This is a genomic window from Entomomonas sp. E2T0 (assembly GCF_025985425.1).
In the GTDB taxonomy this organism is placed as follows: domain Bacteria; phylum Pseudomonadota; class Gammaproteobacteria; order Pseudomonadales; family Pseudomonadaceae; genus Entomomonas.
Genome location: NZ_CP094972.1, coordinates 1,542,301 through 1,560,094, shown reverse-complemented (window position 1 = coordinate 1,560,094; position 17,794 = coordinate 1,542,301). Strand labels below are relative to the sequence as shown.

Here is a 17,794-nt window from a genome sequence, read left to right as displayed (position 1 = left end):
ATATGTTATTACATCAATGTATAAATCACACATGCTAGCTTTAGGGTATATTTCAAATATAGACATGTATCTTTAAAGCTAGGTCATATAGGCGAGAGATTTCTATTATTATCATGACAAAAAAAACAGCCAGATTATTATATTATTATTCCTCAATCACTTTGGAATGAGGCTAATACTATCGTTGAGTATTTAACAGTTTATCCTTTTTTACAACCAACCCATTGTAAACATTGTAATAGTAGTCATATTACGTTGAGTAATATATCAAGACACAACAAAAATGGTTTAACACTTTATTATTGTAAATCATGTAAAAGAAGTTTTACTCAAATAACGGGGACTCTCTTTATGCGGATGCAGTATTTAGAGTTATGGGGTGATTTTGCTAAATTGCGCTTGGCAGGTAAATCTACTAATGAGATTAGTGAAATAACAGGGTTATCTATCAAAGCAAGTACAGGCAGAGCAAGAATTTTAGACAAACTTATTGCCGAGCAATTTCCTGCACTATATCAATGGTGGAAACCCCATCAAGATTATATTGATCGTAGACTCTCTCCACAGGTAGAAAACGAATATCAGTATTTTACTAATTGGTTAAAACAGCTTATTGAGCAATCATAAGCGACTTGTCCTTATTGTGGTAATTTTCCTATCAATCGAGTAAAAACAGGTTCAGCAGATAAGGAAGGAATACGCCACAGGCATCGCCCTTCATTTTATTGTGGTCGTTGTAAACAATTTTTTAGTTTGTTAGATCACTCTCCCATTAAAAAATTGTTCCATATAGAAAAATGGCTACCCTTTATAGAAGGAATGATACAGGGCAAAAGTAATATACAACTAGCCAAACAAGTACAAATAAGTTTTTCCAGTGCACATACTTGGAAAAAGAAATTTATAGAGCAAATGCAACTACTAGAACTGTATGAATTAGTTTATTGGTTAACATGGCAGTGTAGTCGAGGACGTGCTTATACCAATAAATTAATTAAACAACAGCATAAAAAAAATAACAAGAAAGTACCTCCATTAAATAGTAGGTAAGTAGCGATTAACTCACTTGTACTAACTCATATCAGATGTAGAGCAAGTTAATATTATTACTAAACTTAGTCTTCTCTGAATGAGCTACTTTATTTGCTGATGAAAAAAAGACAGCAGCTTTATTAGATAGGCTAGTTCATCATTGTGACATCATTGAAATAGGTAATGACTCCTATCTATTTAAAAATCATTCTTAAAGAATTATAAAATAGATAAATAACTACTCGTTAAGTGGTGCATTTTTGCTTTAGCCACTGGTGTATTTTTAAATTAGCATTGACAACTAAAATAATCTTTTAAATTATTAATATTATTTTTACCATAAGTAGCTAGTAAAATATTACTTTGTTCAATAAGTTCTAAACTTGGTTTTTCCCATTGCTCTTTAGCAATAGGTTGTGACCACGTTAGCATAGCCTTTGGGCGTTTAACAAAGTTTTTTCTATTTAACCATTCGGCTAGATGACAAGGAAAGGTCCAGCCGCTTAATATATGACCAACGATCCAAAAAAAATAACCTACTTTACTGTCACTGTATTTATTCTGATTTTTTATAACATAAAAATATTCAAGGCTTCCTTCTTGGCATTGCTGGGCTAATTTATAGTAATAGTCAAAGGTCGGTTGTGGATTAGCTTTTATTTTTTTTAGTGCTTCTGGTTCTAATAGATCAGGGGTTCCTGTTTGTTTTTTTAAAGTTTCCAGACCATACTCCATAAATACTCTTATTGCTTCCCAATCTGCGATGGCAAGTCCTTCAACACCATACCCCATACTATAGGTAGCCTGACGACCTGTGTTAATATCAGGAATTTGGAAAGTTAAAGTAACATGCTGAGTAGCAGAATATTGACTCATTAATAAGGCTGTTTCTAGCTGAACACTAATACTTTCCCAAGGAGCAATAAAAACTTCTTTTCCCACTACCGCACAAACTTCTCTTCGTTCTCGATTAAAACGTAAAGGAATTTGTTTTGCTGCTTTAAAATAGCCACTAATAGTAATAAAACTAAAAAATAAAAATGAGCCACCTAAGCTATAGGCATATAGCTGTAGCATCACAGGCCCTACATAAATAAAAAAAGCATAAAAAAAAGGATAAGAGTCCGTTGCAGCAACGACTATATGCATTGCAAAAAGTGCAAAAAACAACATCATAAACCATGAAATTTGTGCCCTCACGCCAAATTCAAACCCCCAATAATTACCTTTACCATAGTCCATATAGGTTGCTGTAGCTTGTTTTAGGTCTGCAATTTGCACTATAGGTGGATAACCTGTAGGTATTGGTAAAGGAGCTAAAGCTAAATATCTAGTGGTTAGACCTTTGCTCTGAATACCTGCCGTTGGGTATGGGGTGTTAACTCCTGTCATTAGAGGTGACCTGTTGGATAAATAGTGATTAATATATTATTTTTTAAAATAAAAATAATGTTTAAGCTTGTCAGTATTTATTGTAACATTGCCCAAACTCCTCCAGAGACATGACCGCTTTATTCGTATCATTTAAATCATAAAGCACATGCACTTGAGAAGAACTTTCTGCTAGTTCTTCTGTATTTATCGCCCACATACCTAAGTCTTCTCTAAGGCGTAAAAATCTATTATCACTATCAATTCTAGCAATCAGTTTATCAGCACTTTCTTTACCTATAATAGTCATATAAAAAGCACATAATCTATTTCTTTTATCAAAATCATATCTTACGCTTTCTATTTGTAAATTACGGGTATCTATTCCCATTACACTTTGAGGTAGTTCTTTGCTTAAATAAGAGCTATATTCTGTATTAAAATCAGCATTTTGAAGCGGCATAATTTTACTAATACGACTATAGGTATCATTTGGTAGCACATCCAATTCTACTTTTTTAGTACAACCGATTATTAAAAAAATAGTTAATAAAAGCGTTAATATCTTTTGCATTAATCAATTACCTTATAGGTAGGTTTATATCAATATCACTAAAATAATTTTTAAATCTAAAGTGTATTAGTTTTTGTCATTATAGGTGCCCTGTTGGATAAATAATGGTTGGTATATTATTCCTTATTCTCATTTCATTTCCTGCTATTTGTTCTACTTTTTTGCTAGTATCCATATCCCATTTTCGTAATGGTACTTTATACCCAAGCCCATATTGTTCCCCGCCCAGTGTTTGATTAGCCATATCTGGTTGATAAAACAGTCTTAAATGCAAAGTATTTTCTTGAGCTGAAGACCATTCATTTTGTGGTAGCCAAGGTAGCTTCCATTCTAACACTACCACACTCTCACCAATTAGCTTAGTAGTTTGTTTTAAATTTTCGCCAATCGTTATATCCACATCTGGGTTATCAAGCATATTATACAACCATTGTGCTTGCCATTTTATTGGTTTACTTACTAGGGTATTTTGCATTTGACCAGGGAATATAGTTTGTAAAACTCGATAGTTTTTACCCTCAACCTCTTTTACCCCTTGATCAATAATAATTGGTTTAAGCAGCGCCTCCGCCAATATTTGATTATGTTGCTCTTGATTCCAACCCCGATTCTTTTTCCCCCAATAACTTTTCTCAAACCAATCCTGTACTTCGGAAAGGTCATAATAATTATAAATCCCCTCACCTATCAGCTGTACCGCTGTTAATAATAACCCTACAGGCGTTACTCGACCTATCATGGTAGCATATCTGGCGCCACGCACTGCCCATACTGCACGGACTGCAATTTGTCCAGCACGAAGCTCTCGCGCTATTGCTAAGCCAGTTACAGTTGTTTGATAAAGTCCATAGGTACTAACAGCGGCATTACCCACATTAGCAAAGAGTGACATTGCCGCCCCTGTGGCTTTACCTGTATCACCACTCATTATCCCTTCATACCATTTATTAAAGGTGGTAAATAAGGTGATATAGTTAGCAAAACCACCAAAAAACTGCCCAGCCCCACCTAATAATATATTTAATCTACCTAATCTACCCAATAACTGAGCACCTGCTAGATTATTACCCATCGCATTAACACGTTGCAGTACTCTATTTAATAATAATGAGTGAGCAGCCTCCCAGACTGATGCCACTGCCCCCAGTGTTCCTGTAATACTACCTGCCATATCAGCAAGATTAACTAATGTTACTCCATTAACTGCTTTGTCTCGATTAAACTGAGTCCAAGCATTACTTAAGTTAAAAATACTAAATGCCAATAGTATCGTAGGTAAAGCAACACTTCTTAGCGATTCACCTACTGCTGGAAAACCCTCTCCATAGCCTCGCCAGAAGCGTGATCGTAAAGCTCTTTGCTCATAGTCAAGCGCTGCTTGTTGTTCTGCTGAAATGGTAAACCGTAAGCTTGCATGGGCTTCGCCTGCATTTAATGGACTAATATATTGCATTAAATGCTGTTCGCGACTTCCTATCTGTGTATGTAAGGTACTATTTTCATTTTGTAACCGAGTAATCTCTCTGGTTAATCTTCTATTAGCTGCTTGACGCTCTCGTAGCGTGCGTAGTTGTCTTGACTCTGCAGAGTTAGGATCTTGAAGGCGGTTTCGTTCTGCTATTTTACTATTAAGGGTAGTGGTATTAGTTTGAATTTGTCCAAGCCATCTATTAATATCATTAAGTGCTTTACTTGCATTAGCATTAGCTTGTGGTAGATCACTTATATAAACATGTCCTACTCTTCTTATTTCTAACAAAAAGCTGGCACGTGCACTAAGCCCCATACTATTAACCATATGTTCATAGTGTGCTAAAGCAGTGTTGAAACGTGTTTGTCCAGCTTCATTTAATAATGGTCTTGTTGTTTCTGTGATAAAGTTTGCTAAATTCTGGTTAACTGCAGCACTTAAATTAAGGCTATGTATTCTTTGCAGTTCTGCTAGATCACCTGAGGCATGATATAACTGTCGCCAATAATTATTGCCCATTCTTTGTTCAAGTTGCTGAAGCGGTGTGGCTTCGTTATTAATGGTTGATTGAATAAGATTATTCGTATCATTAAGCCACTTGGTAACCTCAGGAATTGTTTTTGTAAAATAATCTACCGTAAAGTTAGTTTGAAAGGCAGGAAATACATAGTATGGATTTTTATCTAAAAACTCTGCCAGTGTATTAATACTTCTATCATTACGTTGGATATCTTGTAATACAGCTTTTTCTAATAACAGCACTGCCTTATGTTGCTCTTCATCATTATTATCATAATACCAAGTTGTCATATGATATCGATTAGTATATAAGGAGCAACGAGCATTGGTAACGATTTCTAAGCGATTCTGCCAACCATTATATTTTTCACGATTGATGGCTAAGTAGCTTTTCATTGTTTCTAAATTAACTAACTGGTTTACACCCCTACCAAACCAAAACTTACCATCATAATGTAACTCTTGATTTTTTCGAAGCTCATTAATCTCATCCTTATGTGCCTCATATTCCTCTTTACCAAGAATATCTATCATTGCTTGTTTCTTTTCTTCAAGCGTGACATAGCCTGGATATTCCATAACTGTCCGCTCTAGTTCAGCAGAACTAGCATATGCAGCCCTTTTTTCATCAATGATTTTTGTAATTTCCTGATCTACTTTGATGCTTTCATTGACATAATCATAAATCGCTTGTTGTTTTTCTGGTGGTAATGATGATATCCAAGACCCTGCCCCTTTTTGGGCTGCATTATTTGGAGTTATTGTTAAGGTGGAATCAATATAGTTGCCTACATTGTATTTTAAGCTATTATTATCTTTTTCTGCCCAATCCCCTAACCATTTAGCTACCAGTTGTTGCTCATTTTCTAAATCTAACATCATGCCAATATAATCATATACAGCCACAAAAAGATAATTACCTTTTTGCTCATATTGCTGTTTTACTTGGCTAGTCAATTTACCAATAGAGGCTTTAGCAAAAGGCGTTACCGTCCAACTATAAGCTGTACACTCTGTTTCAAACTCTGTTGGATGTTCTGGTGGTTGATACTCTTCTGCTACTTCTGCTATTGATTCTTCTGCTTGTTCACGTGTCAGTAGGTGTTTTCCTACATGCTCACAACTCACATTAGCTAAATCCACCTCTTGCATGAACATTTTTCGTTCTGCTCTTTTACTCATTTGCACGCATTTAGCAGTAGTCCATTGTACTTGTGAGTAACTTATATATATTTTGCGATCTTTTTTAAAGATAATTCGTAGTTCTTTACTATCCTCTTGCTCTATTTTGTCATAGCTATCACGAGTAATTGGATAAATGGCTGGCCCTATGCCTTTGTAGGTACGTTGTACTACAACACCATCTTTTAAAACATACTCACGAATACGGTTATCCTTATCATCTATTATATATAACCAACCATCACGAATAAATCTATAGCCTACGGGATGAGGTCCCCCATACACTGTAACAGTTGGAAGTTGGGTTATTGCATCATCACCTTCTTGTGTAGAATCATTAGCTTGTTGTTGATTTTGTGACGTTTTATTTTCACCTGCTTGATCCATAACAGGTTGATCATAGTGCTCATGGTTACCTGCTAAGTTCTCAACATAAGCATAACGAATAGGCAATAATTGAATATAGTCATCATTTAATGGACATACTGCTGGCGCTGTTTTATCTGCTGCATTTGCTGCACCTGCTGCTTCATTTGGATCTGGTTTTGATGTATCTATTGTCATACTGCTATTCCTTTATCTTCAGATAGCTGCTTCGCTAACTGTGCGGCGTCTTTTAATGACTCTATATTTTTTGCTTTAACTAAACTAGCTAATTGTGCATTCTCTTGAAGTGCATTTACTCCCAGATAGCCATGAATATTTAAATAGTAAAGTTGCTCTTTAACACTTGTATAACCGAATTGTTCTGCTTGACTTATTATGAGGTCAATTTCTTTTTTATAATCACTTCCATAACCAGTAAGAAACTCTGGAAAATAAGTTTGCATATGGGCATAGATTTGTTGGTTAGCCCGTTTAATATCTACTTGGTCAAGTGCTTTGGCCTGCTTTTCTGTTAACTTATATGGAATACTTAAAGGGATTAATTGTTGGTTTGGTCTTTGTAAGTAATTTATCTGTTTATCTATTACATTAGCGGCAAGCATATTTGTAAAAGGACCAAACAAGGTTGTATCTTGTTCCTCTATTGAAGTGCTTAATAGTGCTGCCATAACTTGTGGATCAGCAATTTTTAGTAGCATTTGCTGTTCGGTTAAAGCATCCTCTACAACAAGTAAACTTTTTAAGTATTGAACTTGCTCTTCCCAAGTTGATTGGCTAGCTAAAAAATACCCCCATTCATTGTTTATATTTTCTAAAAACTTTTCTATCGGATAGCTCGTTGAACTATCAAGTTTTATTAAACAAGGTGAAACTTCTTTTAGCTCTTGAAAACGGGTTTGTATATATAAAACAGAAAACTGTTTAATGGCGTTATTCGCATGTATTAAACGTAAAATATTAGGAACATTAATACCATCTAATAACAAAGTTATTTGGTGAGTATGCCAAGGTAGTTTTTGGATTGCCTGGCGATAGTTTTCAGTTAAGTCTTGAGGAGTATTTTGCATTTTTCAATTACTCCTAAGCTTGTTTTTTTGCAGCTTCACAAATTAGGCAACGCGATTTCTTTTGCATTAATGCTGCTAATTGTGTTTTTGGTGAAACTGTAGCTTCAACAGCTTTTTCATTTGCCATTGGCAATAATGGAGCAGATGGAGTTCCCTCCATAGGTACACCACCTGTCCACACTGGCATGGTCATCCAGATTCCTGTTGGATTTAATACAATATGCTGTCCACCTGCTTTTAAGGTTAAACTTAAACCACCATCTATTACTATATTCATTCCTGCTTTAAGGTGAACTTCTTGGCCTGCTTGGATGGTTTGTACTGTACCTACTGTGGTATGTTGGGTCATACCTACTGTAGTGTGGTCGTTTTGTAGTATTTGAGTCTTACGATCTAGTTGAGTGAGATGGTGTTCTTCACTTTGTTGGTGTTGATAACGGTTTTTTACAATAGTTTCTGAGTGTTCATTTTGAACTTGAAGATGGCTGTTGTTGAGCACTTGTACGGTGTGGTTATTTTTTGTGAGGTGGTCAAAGTCTTTTTGTGCTTGCACAAAGATTTGTTCTTGGCCTGCTTTATCTTCTATGCGTAGTTCGTTTGAACCTACACCACCTTTTGAGCTGGAGGTTTTGAAGACGCTTCGGGTTTTGTTGGCTGGTAAGTCGTAAGGAACTTTGTTAACTCCATTATGAATTGCTCCTTTGATCATTGGTTGATCAGGGTCTCCCTCTAAGAAGTCGACCATAACCTCCATACCCACTCTAGGTATAACTACAGTGCCATAGCCATCATGCGCCCAGTTAGAGGCTACCCTTACCCAATAGGAGCTATTCTCGTCATAGCTACCTTCTCTGTCCCAATGTAGCTGAATTTTTACTCTGCCATATTCATCACAGTAAATCTCCTCTCCAGCAGGGCCAGTGACAACAGCTGTTTGGGAACCAAGTACTTTGGGTTTTGGATGTCTTAGAGCTGGGCGGTAGGATACTTCTTGGGGTATAGCATTGAATACGTTGAAGTAACCTTGTTGTTGGTTATCTATTGGAAATTCTAGCTGAGTATCTATGTCTAGGTATTTATGCAGTTGGCTTGGCAGGGTGTTTTGTGCACTATTTGTTCCACCAAATGCTTCTAATACTTGGGGTTGATAGGCTTTGTGTTTGATTTGGGTAATCAGCCAAGGTTTTTCTGCATCCATGCTATCTAGACTAGGATGTCCATCTATGGTGATGTAGTAGCCTGAGTGAAAGTCTGATCGATCACTATACCCCTCAGCTGTTAAGTGGTCTGCTCTAAGACGTTCTATTTGGACTTTGGCTAGTTGATCATTTCTGGCTTTGTCCATACCTGAGCTTGGGTAGTCATAGTACTCTAAGTTTGGTTCAGTTGCCTCATTACCCTTTTGACTTTGTTTACCTTCACTACTACCTTCAGGAATTTTGGCTGTTTTGAAGTTGTAGTCACGCCATGCGGCTGTTTGGGTTCTGGAGGCAAGGGAGACGTCGAAGTATTTTAAAGCTTGAGTATCTGCTACCATGCCTGTGTCGTTCATAAATTTAACAGCTTCTGCTATGCTTGGGAAGAATGGCATGGCATCGGTAAAGATCATTTTGTGAGCGTTAGCTGAGTGAGTGAATGAATAGGCAATGCCTTCTTCTTCACAGAGACGGCTTACAAAAGAATAATCACTTTCGTCATACTGCACACAGAAGTCTCTTACTGGATAGGTTTCTTTGAGTTTATATTCAAATCCTGATTCAGCGCCTTCCATTATGCCGTGTTCTTCTAAGATAATTTTAATAATATCTGGCGTGGTCTGCTGTACAAATTTTCTTTGATTGGTGCGACGCATCAAGTTAGTGAAACGTGGGGTAATCACAATAGAGAACTGAGCATAATGCTGACCTACAGGTCCACGCTTGACGGATTGTACAATTCCATGAATTCCAGAGCCTGAACGTCCATCTGGAGTAAAAGCTAGAAAAACAGGCTTACTCAGTAAAGTCGTTACGTCAAAACGAACGAATTCATTGACAAGTACCAGCTCAAACGCATAAGGACTAGAGATACCTTCTACACCAGAGAAGGATAATATCTGGAGACGATCTACTGCGCTTTTAGGTTTTTCATTATCATTAATGCTATTGTTTAGGCTGTTTAAGGAGGTTTTTAATTCGTTGGCTTGTTTTAAAGCAGTAAACGGATCAAGGCTTGTTAAACCACCTGACAAAGAAGATAGTTTGTCACCTATACCTGATAAAGCATCACTAAAACCACTTGCACCAGAATCACTGGTTAAATCTATAGGTAAAGTTGAATTTGCATTATTTGTCTTAGTTGTTATTTGATCAATAGGTTTGTTACTATTTTGATCTTGCTCTAATCCATCTACATACAATGTAAAATGGGTGGTATTACTACTAAAAAACATACCTTAAACTCCTTTTACTCCTTGGTACAGCTAATAACCATTGAATAAATACTCTATCATCTATTAACTCATTATTAAGCCATCTATTATGCCATTAAACTTTAGTCTAAAACAGTAAATATTATTATAATCTTTACTACCTTAACTGATTGTTAATTAAGGCTATTTAGTATGAGTATTTATCGCTATATAATCAATAAATACTCATACTAAAAAGGTTTCTATTATTCTGATCTATTAACTAATGAACTACAATCCATGTCTTTTAAGACTTTCTTAACATTGTTAGCCTTGGGGCTAAATGTCGTTATTTTCTTATTATCTACATAAACATCAAATTGAGTGGCTGTACTAATCGCCCCTACAAAACTATCCCATGCATTAGAGCCTGACCTCGTCTCAGTTTCACTGGGGATAGGATAGCTTTCATCCGCAATTACAAATTCTAGTTCACTTTTTTCATTCTCGTATTGCTTATTACTGGCCAAATATATGGCTACTGAGTTGTCATAATCGTCACCTGCTCCTATATTGCAGGTAATAATTATAGAATCACCTTTATCATTAACAATTCCATATTCAATAAAGCCTTGTGCAAAGCTAGATCCCCATAAATTAGGAGCAGCCATAGCATGATGGGTAAATAATACAGAACAGCATAATAAGCTGAATATAGTGAGTAATTTTTTCATGGAAATTTCCTTACTAAAAATAAATAATTAATAGATAAGTTAGAAATATCAAAAAACTATTTGAATACTATGATTTTTTATATACTACAGTAACACTATCCATCACTGGATTATAAGTAACAAGATTATGTAGCCCTATCCCAATAGCAGAAAATAATCCTACTGCCTGAGTAACTCCTGTCGGGATAACAGCACTACTCAATGCTGCTGACCTATACTCAGTATAAACTCTACACCTTAACCCTTGAGACTCAATAGCTTCTTCTATACGACCAACAACAGTTGAGATACTAGTAACCTGTACTACTCTAAAAGATTTTCTATCATCAATAAGTTGAATTAAATCTTGCTTGGTTAATTGATCAGAGGAATATTCTTCAAGATCTATACTCATTTATATGCTCCTTAAATAAAACTAGATGGTTAACTTCATAAAATACTTTTATAGATAAATAACACTTGGAAATGAATCTATATTTAGTTCGCTATTTATTTCACCACATAAAAAGTAAATATTCAACTATATAGGTTGAATATAGTCATATTACGATGTTCAAAATAATACATGAATACCCGATGATTCAACATGAATGGAGGGTATTAAATTGGCTAAACAAACGAAACAAGCGCAAGCAGTAAAATCGGCTAAAAAATCTACAGTAAAAAAACCTAAAAGCGCAGAGAAACAAAAACCTCAACTGCACCATATGATAGGTAAAGCCATTGCTAAATACCGTAAAGCAGCTGATTTATCACAAGAACAATTAGCAGAAAAGCTTGGTTTGGGTAATGAAGCCGTTTCGAGAATAGAACGTGGTATTGTTATTCCTACCGTGGAACGCCTCATTGAAATGGCAGAGGTATTTGATTGTCCTGTGTCAGAATTACTCACAGAAACCAGTAATAGACCTACTGATGAGGCTATATACCTTCAATCTCTGTTATCTTCTATTGCTGTAGAGGATAAGCAAATGTTGATTGATATGGTAGAGAAGTTAGTTGTTAGACTAAAGTCTAATAAGATTGATTAACAATCCATTATAAAGTGAATAGCTTGTAATATATAACCTTATAAGTTATATACAATTAATATAAGCCTGCTGTTTTAAGTACAGCGTTATCTGTGTTGTTATGTAAGTATACTCTTCAGTTCTTCAAGGAAGAAAAGCCATGGCTACTTTAATTCCTACCCTTAATAGTTGTTTACCTCGTATGACATCAGGGGAAAAACGCTTTGCTCGGCTATTAGAAGCAAAATTAGAAGAAGATTATTTATGTTGGTACGATGTACCTGTTGGTAATAAAGCACTCCATCCTGACTATATTATTTTCCATCCTAACCGTGGCTTATTAATCTTAGAAGTTAAGGATTGGAAAGTTGATACGCTAATAGGCTTAGATAAAGAACAAGCCACACTACTTACTGATCGAGGTGAGATCAAAGAAAAAAATCCCCTAGAACAAGCCCGTAGCTATATATTGGCTATTCTCAAACTCTTAGAAAGAGATCCGCAATTAGTGTTTGCAGGAGGGCCTCGCCAAGGTAAATTGATGTTTCCTTATGCCTTTGGTGTAGTGCTAACTAATATTACCCGTAAACAATTTAATGAGGGGCAATTAGCTGAAGCTATTCCAGAACATCTTGTAATCTGTAGAGATGAAATGGTAGAAAGCGTTGATGCTGAAGTTTTTCAACAACGTCTTTGGGAAATGTTCCACTATAAAATGCGTGGTATGATCAGCCTACCACAAATAGATCGTATTCGTTGGCATATCTTCCCTGAAATACGCGTACCAGAACAAAGGGATCTCTTTGCTGAGGATGCTAATAACCCCATAGCAGAACTGCCTGATATCCTAAAGATTATGGATATTCAACAGGAACAACTGGCACGTAGTTTAGGAGAAGGACACCGTATTATTCATGGGGTAGCAGGATCAGGTAAAACCATGATACTGGGTTATCGAGCACAATATCTCGCTTCCCTTGTTAAAAGACCCATACTGATTCTTTGTTTTAATCGTAAATTAGCTGAAACTCTAGAACAAAACATGATCAACAAAGGACTTAATGAAAAAGTCCAGACCATGAACTTCCATCAATGGTGCAATCGTCAGCTAACGGCTTATGGTATTCCCTTACCTAATAAAAATGATAAGACTCCTGAAGGTACAAAACAATTTCATGCTGAGTGTGTACAGCGAGTAATAGAAAATGTCGATAGAAAACTCATACCCAGTGGTCAATATGATGCCATATTGATAGATGAAGGCCATGACTTTAAGGATGAATGGTTCAAACTCATTGTACAAATGATAAATCCAGAAAGTAATGCCTTACTAGTACTCTATGATGATGCCCAATCTATCTACCAAAAGAAAAAGAAAATTGTCTTCTCCCAACTAGGTATTCAAGCTAGGGGGCGCACCACTGTTTTAAAACTAAATTACCGTAATACTGTAGAAATACTCACTGTAGCCAAAACCTTTGCTGAAGAATTACTACATGCAGAGGAAAGAGACGAAGACCAGCCACCTGTAATAGAACCAGTAGGAGCAGGTACTCATGGACCAATGCCGCTATTAATAAAACTGCCCAAATTCTACCAAGAATGTGAACGCATAGCTGATATCCTGATAGAACATAACCAAGCAGGAATGCCTTGGCAAGACATGGGCATTATCTATCGCTGGAACTATATGGCAGAACAAATCACTAAAAGCTGCCAAAAACGGGGCATTCCCATTAAAGAAAAGAAAGATCAACCAGGTATTAACCTAATGACCATGCATGCCAGTAAAGGCTTAGAATTCCCACTAGTATGCATACCAGCAGTAGGAACACCCGCTAAATACGAAGAAACAAAGGAAGAGGAAGCCAGAATACTTTATGTAGCTATGACTAGAGCTACTAAGTATTTAGTGATGACGCATGGGGATAATTCTTATTTTGCTGAGAAGCTGGAAAAAGCGCTAGAGGTAAGTAGTAGCTATGCCTGATTTTTATATTCAAAGAATATTAAGAAAAAAAGATAATGAATCTATACCTCAATCTCAAGTATTTACTCAAGAAACTCCTTATAAGTTTATTATAATATTAGCTGAACCTGGAGCAGGTAAAACAACTCTTCTTTCTAGTCTTGCAAATCAATATAACACTAACCGATATAGAGCTAATGTTTTTAAAAATAAGGCTACTGTAGATAAACAAGAAGTATTGATAATAGATGGTTTTGATGAAGTATCTAAATTGGATGGTCAATCTGCAATAGATACCCTATTGGTAAAGATAGATAAACAATCTCCTAATATTGTTATTCTATCTAGTAGAGGGAGTGAGTGGGAAAATGAACGTAATCAGGGTTTAATCTGTGATTATTTAGAGATTAAACCTGAACAAATAGAAACTTTTTACTTAACCCCTTTAGATCAACAGGAACAACAACTTTTTTTTAATCATCATTGTAATAATGCGGATTTTAAAGATTTTAGTGATCAGTTAGCAAAATTGGATTTACACGGGCTAACGAATAATCCTCAATTTTTAAAGCTATTTATATCTGCTTATAGAGAAACTAAAACATTTGGTTCAAAAGCTGAAGTTTTTGCAAACGCTGTAAAAGATCTTGCAAAAGAGCATAATCCAGAAGTACCTAAAAAGAATAGATGTACAACGGATCAGTTAATAACATTTACAGAAGAAGTATTTGCTAAATTGTTACTTGCAGGTATATCGGGGGTCTCTTTATCTGAACAAGAGCAATCAGAGGAATTCCCCCATTTAAATTCTCTTAGCCCAATAATATCTAAATCTGACCTAAAACAAATTTTAGATACAGGTCTGTTTAAACAAGCAGATAACTTTAATTGTTACGAACCAGTACACAGAATAGTTGCTGAGTATTGTGCTGCTAATTACTTAATCAGAAGAATTAAAGAGCCAAAAGATCAAATAACATTAAGACGTTGTTTCTCTATTATAGCGCCTAATAATGTAGTAAGAACGGAGTTAAGAGGATTATTGGGCTGGATAGCTTGTTTAGGGGATGAATTAATACAAGTAGAAGCTATTAATCTGGATGTCTATGCAGTTATCGCAAATGGTGATCCCTCTCGTTTACTTCCCACAAGTAAACATAAATTAATATTAGCTCTTGAAAAATTACAAGAAGAAAACCCCTATTTTAGAGCAAGTGATAGCTATCGTAGCTTTAATGCTAAGGGCTTTATTACACCTGATATAGTACCTCAAATAAAGAAGCTTCTTTTAAGTGAAGCTATAGGCTTTCATTTAAAATCTCTGCTATTAGATCTTATAAAGACCTTGGATACACCAAACCTTTTTCAAGAAGAGCTTATAGTGTTATTACTGGATAATAAACAATATCCTCGAATCAGAAATGATGCAATAAGGAGCCTATTAACTCTACAAAATAACTGGGATTATCTATCTGTATTTCAAGCACTATTCAAACGTCAGCAAGATGATGATTTAGAGTATGCAGCAGATATTGTAGAGAAGCTTGGCGTTATTTCAGTGGGTAAAGATAAGGTCTTAGCGCTTTTAAAAGAGTTAACAAACTTATATCCAACAAGTGATGAGGCTAAACTAAATGAACGAGTTATTGGCAAAAGGTACTTTATAAAGTCTTTAGCTCAGTCTTTTAATTTAACAGATACAGAATATTTTCTTGATAATCTAACAAAAGATATACATTGTACCTGTAATGCTGAAAACGAATACAAATGCACCTGTAAAAATGGTACTAGTAAAGTTATAAGTCGTTTATTAGATAGGTATTTTGAACTAGCAGACAATAACTACAATATTGAAAAACTAGCATTGTGGTTGAAAGATTTAAGATACGCTACAAAAGGATACTCTATTGACACAGACCCTTGTGTTAATACTCTTTTAAATAATTTTGAATTAAGACATGCCATTTATATTCAACTAATAGAAACAGAGTATTTTAAGGATATATATGAAGAGAGGTATGAACGTTTACATGCGGGATTAATCTTTACTTTGGATGATTATCAGCAATTAATTATTTATGCTTTTGATACCAATAAGACCAGTCTTTGGGAGTTATTATTTCAATCTCATAATCGTTATTGGTATAAAAGTAATAAAGATGACATGATAATTTTAAGACGAATTCTACGCTCTCATGCTAATCAAAAAGATGATCTGATGAAAATATGGGCTAAAGATATAGCTTATAGAAAAACTCTTAAAAAAGGTAAAAGTAACTCTCATGCTAAATGGCGTCGCAAAGATCGCTCATATGAAAGAGAAGAACAAGAAAGATTTGATCATAATAATAGCTATTTACTGGATAATGAAGCCTTAATTAAAAGAGGTCAACATTGGTGGTGGCTAGAGTTTTTTAGTATTAAATATTTATTTGATAGAAAAAAAATTCTTAAATATAAAGATTTAAATTTTATAGAAGATACTTTAGGTAATGGTCTAGCATTACTCGATCCAGAATTACCCTCTTTAGAGGAAATGGCCCAAAAAACTGTGAAAGGAGCTCTTCCTTATACTGTGATAATGCTATATGCAATATGTTTTGTTATTTTTAAAAAAACAGGAACATTAGAGAATTTACCAGAGAAACATCTAAAATTACTAAGGGCAAACGCTAATACACATTTTCAAGAGGTTACTGAAACAGACAGAATTGAATTTGCAAATGAAATTGATCGAACTCTTTTTAAATCTGAAAAAGATCTTGAGGATTTTATTAGTCACTATATAACACCTCAATTTGGTAATAACAATAATCATCATGTTTCTTTACATTGGCTTCTAGATAAAGAAAATTGGAGTCCAGTTAATATAAAATTTTGTTTATACTGGCTTGAAAACTATCCTTATATGGGTATTAATAACTTAAAAGAGCTTTTTAATTATTGTATTAAACACAATCAACTTAAGAAGTTAATCCCTCTAATAGAAAAACAAGCAAATAATTGTCTTGTAATAGATAAAGGTTTTTATGGGCCACCAACTGATAACCAATTACAAGTAAGGCAATTTTGGTTAGAAACTGCTTTTTTCTTAACAGAAGATAAAGAAAATAAAGTTTGGGATGAGTTAAAACAGGAACCTAATATAATATGGATTTTTTTTGACATTGTTTCGCCCTGGAGCAGTGACAAAAAAGATTGGCCTAATCTCTCAGCAGAAAAAATTTATAAAGTACTTGATTACTTTATAGAACGTTGTCCACCTACTGAAGAGCAGTATGCTTGGTCAACAGATAGCACGAAAGAAGAAAAAGCTTATAGTACTCTTGTAGGATTGGTTAAATACATAGAAAAAGATGGTAACAACAGTATGGTCGTATTTGATAAGTTATTGTCTGATCCACGGTTTAATAACTTATCTGAACCTATCCGTCACCACCGATACGAAGCTAATAAGAGAATAACCTTACAAAACTTTACTCCACCGAAGATAATAGAAATAGTCAACTTTTTTGATCATAATAAAATTGGATCTATAGAGGATTTACGAACTTATGTTATTGAAAAACTAGAAGATTATCAGAAAGAGCTTAAAGGTTTAGAAACAAATCCCGTTGATGTCTTTTATCAAAATGGAAAGCATGTAGATGAAAATACAGCTCGGAATAGAGTGGTTGACTGGCTTAAACCACGTTTAGCACCTTTAGATATTCATATTGATTTAGAAAAATCTATGTCTCAACAAAATAGATGTGATATTACTGTTGCTTTTTCTTTGAGTGGTCAAACTTATTTATTAGTGATCGAGGCAAAAGGCCAGTGGCATCCTGAACTTTATACAGCTGCATCTGAGCAACTTCATAAACGTTATTCTATACACCCCAATGCTGCTGATCAAGGTATCTACCTAGTATTTTGGTTTGGTTCAAACGAAAAAGTGGCAGATCGAAAAAATCGTAATATTAATAATGCTCAAGAACTTAAGTTTTCCATTGAAAGTCTTATGCCATCAGAACTAAAAGACAAAATTGACGTATTTGTCTTAGATGTATCGAAGTCTGATTAGCTAGAAAAACAAATAAATCAAAA

General features: G+C 34.9%; 12 protein-coding genes and 1 pseudogene. 6 read left to right on the top strand and 7 right to left on the bottom strand.

Annotated elements, in window-relative coordinates; genetic code table 11:
- The first annotated feature begins 351 nt into the window (after positions 1-351).
- The 3 genes and pseudogenes from MTZ49_RS07450 to MTZ49_RS07440 all read left to right on the top strand — a co-directional run.
- The gene (locus MTZ49_RS07450; RefSeq protein ID WP_264747707.1) at positions 352-627 is read left to right on the top strand and encodes a hypothetical protein; all 276 of its coding nucleotides are present in this window, start codon (positions 352-354) and stop codon (positions 625-627) included.
- A 192-nt stretch (positions 628-819) separates the two neighbouring features.
- Positions 820-1,050, top strand: a complete 231-nt coding sequence (locus MTZ49_RS07445; RefSeq protein ID WP_264747706.1) for a hypothetical protein — start codon at positions 820-822, stop codon at positions 1,048-1,050.
- Positions 1,051-1,151: 101 nt separating this feature from the next.
- Positions 1,152-1,247: pseudogene (locus MTZ49_RS07440) on the top strand (ATP-binding protein); the annotation flags it as partial.
- A gap of 73 nt (positions 1,248-1,320) precedes the next feature.
- On the opposite strand, the gene MTZ49_RS07435 reads toward MTZ49_RS07440, so the two are convergent.
- The 7 genes from MTZ49_RS07435 to MTZ49_RS07405 form a co-directional block, all read right to left on the bottom strand.
- Positions 1,321-2,424, bottom strand: coding sequence for a hypothetical protein (locus MTZ49_RS07435; RefSeq protein ID WP_264747705.1), 1,104 nt, complete (start codon positions 2,422-2,424; stop codon positions 1,321-1,323).
- 70 nt (positions 2,425-2,494) lie between these two features.
- Positions 2,495-2,977, bottom strand: a complete 483-nt coding sequence (locus MTZ49_RS07430; RefSeq protein ID WP_264747704.1) for a hypothetical protein — start codon at positions 2,975-2,977, stop codon at positions 2,495-2,497.
- 79 nt (positions 2,978-3,056) lie between these two features.
- Positions 3,057-6,713 (bottom strand): toxin VasX, encoded by a 3,657-nt coding sequence (locus MTZ49_RS07425; RefSeq protein ID WP_264747703.1) that lies wholly within the window; start codon positions 6,711-6,713, stop codon positions 3,057-3,059.
- Positions 6,710-7,603, bottom strand: coding sequence for a DUF4123 domain-containing protein (locus tag MTZ49_RS07420; protein ID WP_264747702.1), 894 nt, complete (start codon positions 7,601-7,603; stop codon positions 6,710-6,712). The genes MTZ49_RS07425 and MTZ49_RS07420 overlap by 4 nt, the downstream gene beginning before the upstream one ends.
- 13 nt (positions 7,604-7,616) lie before the next feature.
- Complete coding sequence (gene tssI / locus MTZ49_RS07415) at positions 7,617-10,034, bottom strand: type VI secretion system tip protein TssI/VgrG (protein ID WP_264747701.1); 2,418 nt, start codon at positions 10,032-10,034, stop codon at positions 7,617-7,619.
- 224 nt (positions 10,035-10,258) lie between these two features.
- Complete coding sequence (locus MTZ49_RS07410; RefSeq protein WP_264747700.1) at positions 10,259-10,726, bottom strand: hypothetical protein; 468 nt, start codon at positions 10,724-10,726, stop codon at positions 10,259-10,261.
- A gap of 67 nt (positions 10,727-10,793) precedes the next feature.
- On the bottom strand, positions 10,794-11,120 hold the full coding sequence (locus MTZ49_RS07405; protein WP_264747699.1) for a hypothetical protein: 327 nt from the start codon (positions 11,118-11,120) through the stop codon (positions 10,794-10,796).
- Positions 11,121-11,331: 211 nt separating this feature from the next.
- On the opposite strand from MTZ49_RS07405, the gene MTZ49_RS07400 reads away from it, so the two are divergent.
- The 3 genes from MTZ49_RS07400 to MTZ49_RS07390 all read left to right on the top strand — a co-directional run bounded on the left by MTZ49_RS07400 (position 11,332) and on the right by MTZ49_RS07390 (position 17,771).
- Entirely contained in the window at positions 11,332-11,757 is a 426-nt protein-coding gene (locus MTZ49_RS07400; protein ID WP_264747698.1) for a helix-turn-helix domain-containing protein, read from the top strand.
- Positions 11,758-11,896: 139 nt separating this feature from the next.
- A complete protein-coding gene (locus tag MTZ49_RS07395; RefSeq protein ID WP_264747697.1) occupies positions 11,897-13,726 on the top strand; it encodes a DEAD/DEAH box helicase in 1,830 nt (609 codons plus the stop codon).
- Entirely contained in the window at positions 13,719-17,771 is a 4,053-nt protein-coding gene (locus tag MTZ49_RS07390) for an NACHT domain-containing protein (RefSeq protein ID WP_264747696.1), read from the top strand. The genes MTZ49_RS07395 and MTZ49_RS07390 overlap by 8 nt, the downstream gene beginning before the upstream one ends.
- Positions 17,772-17,794 lie beyond the last annotated feature (23 nt).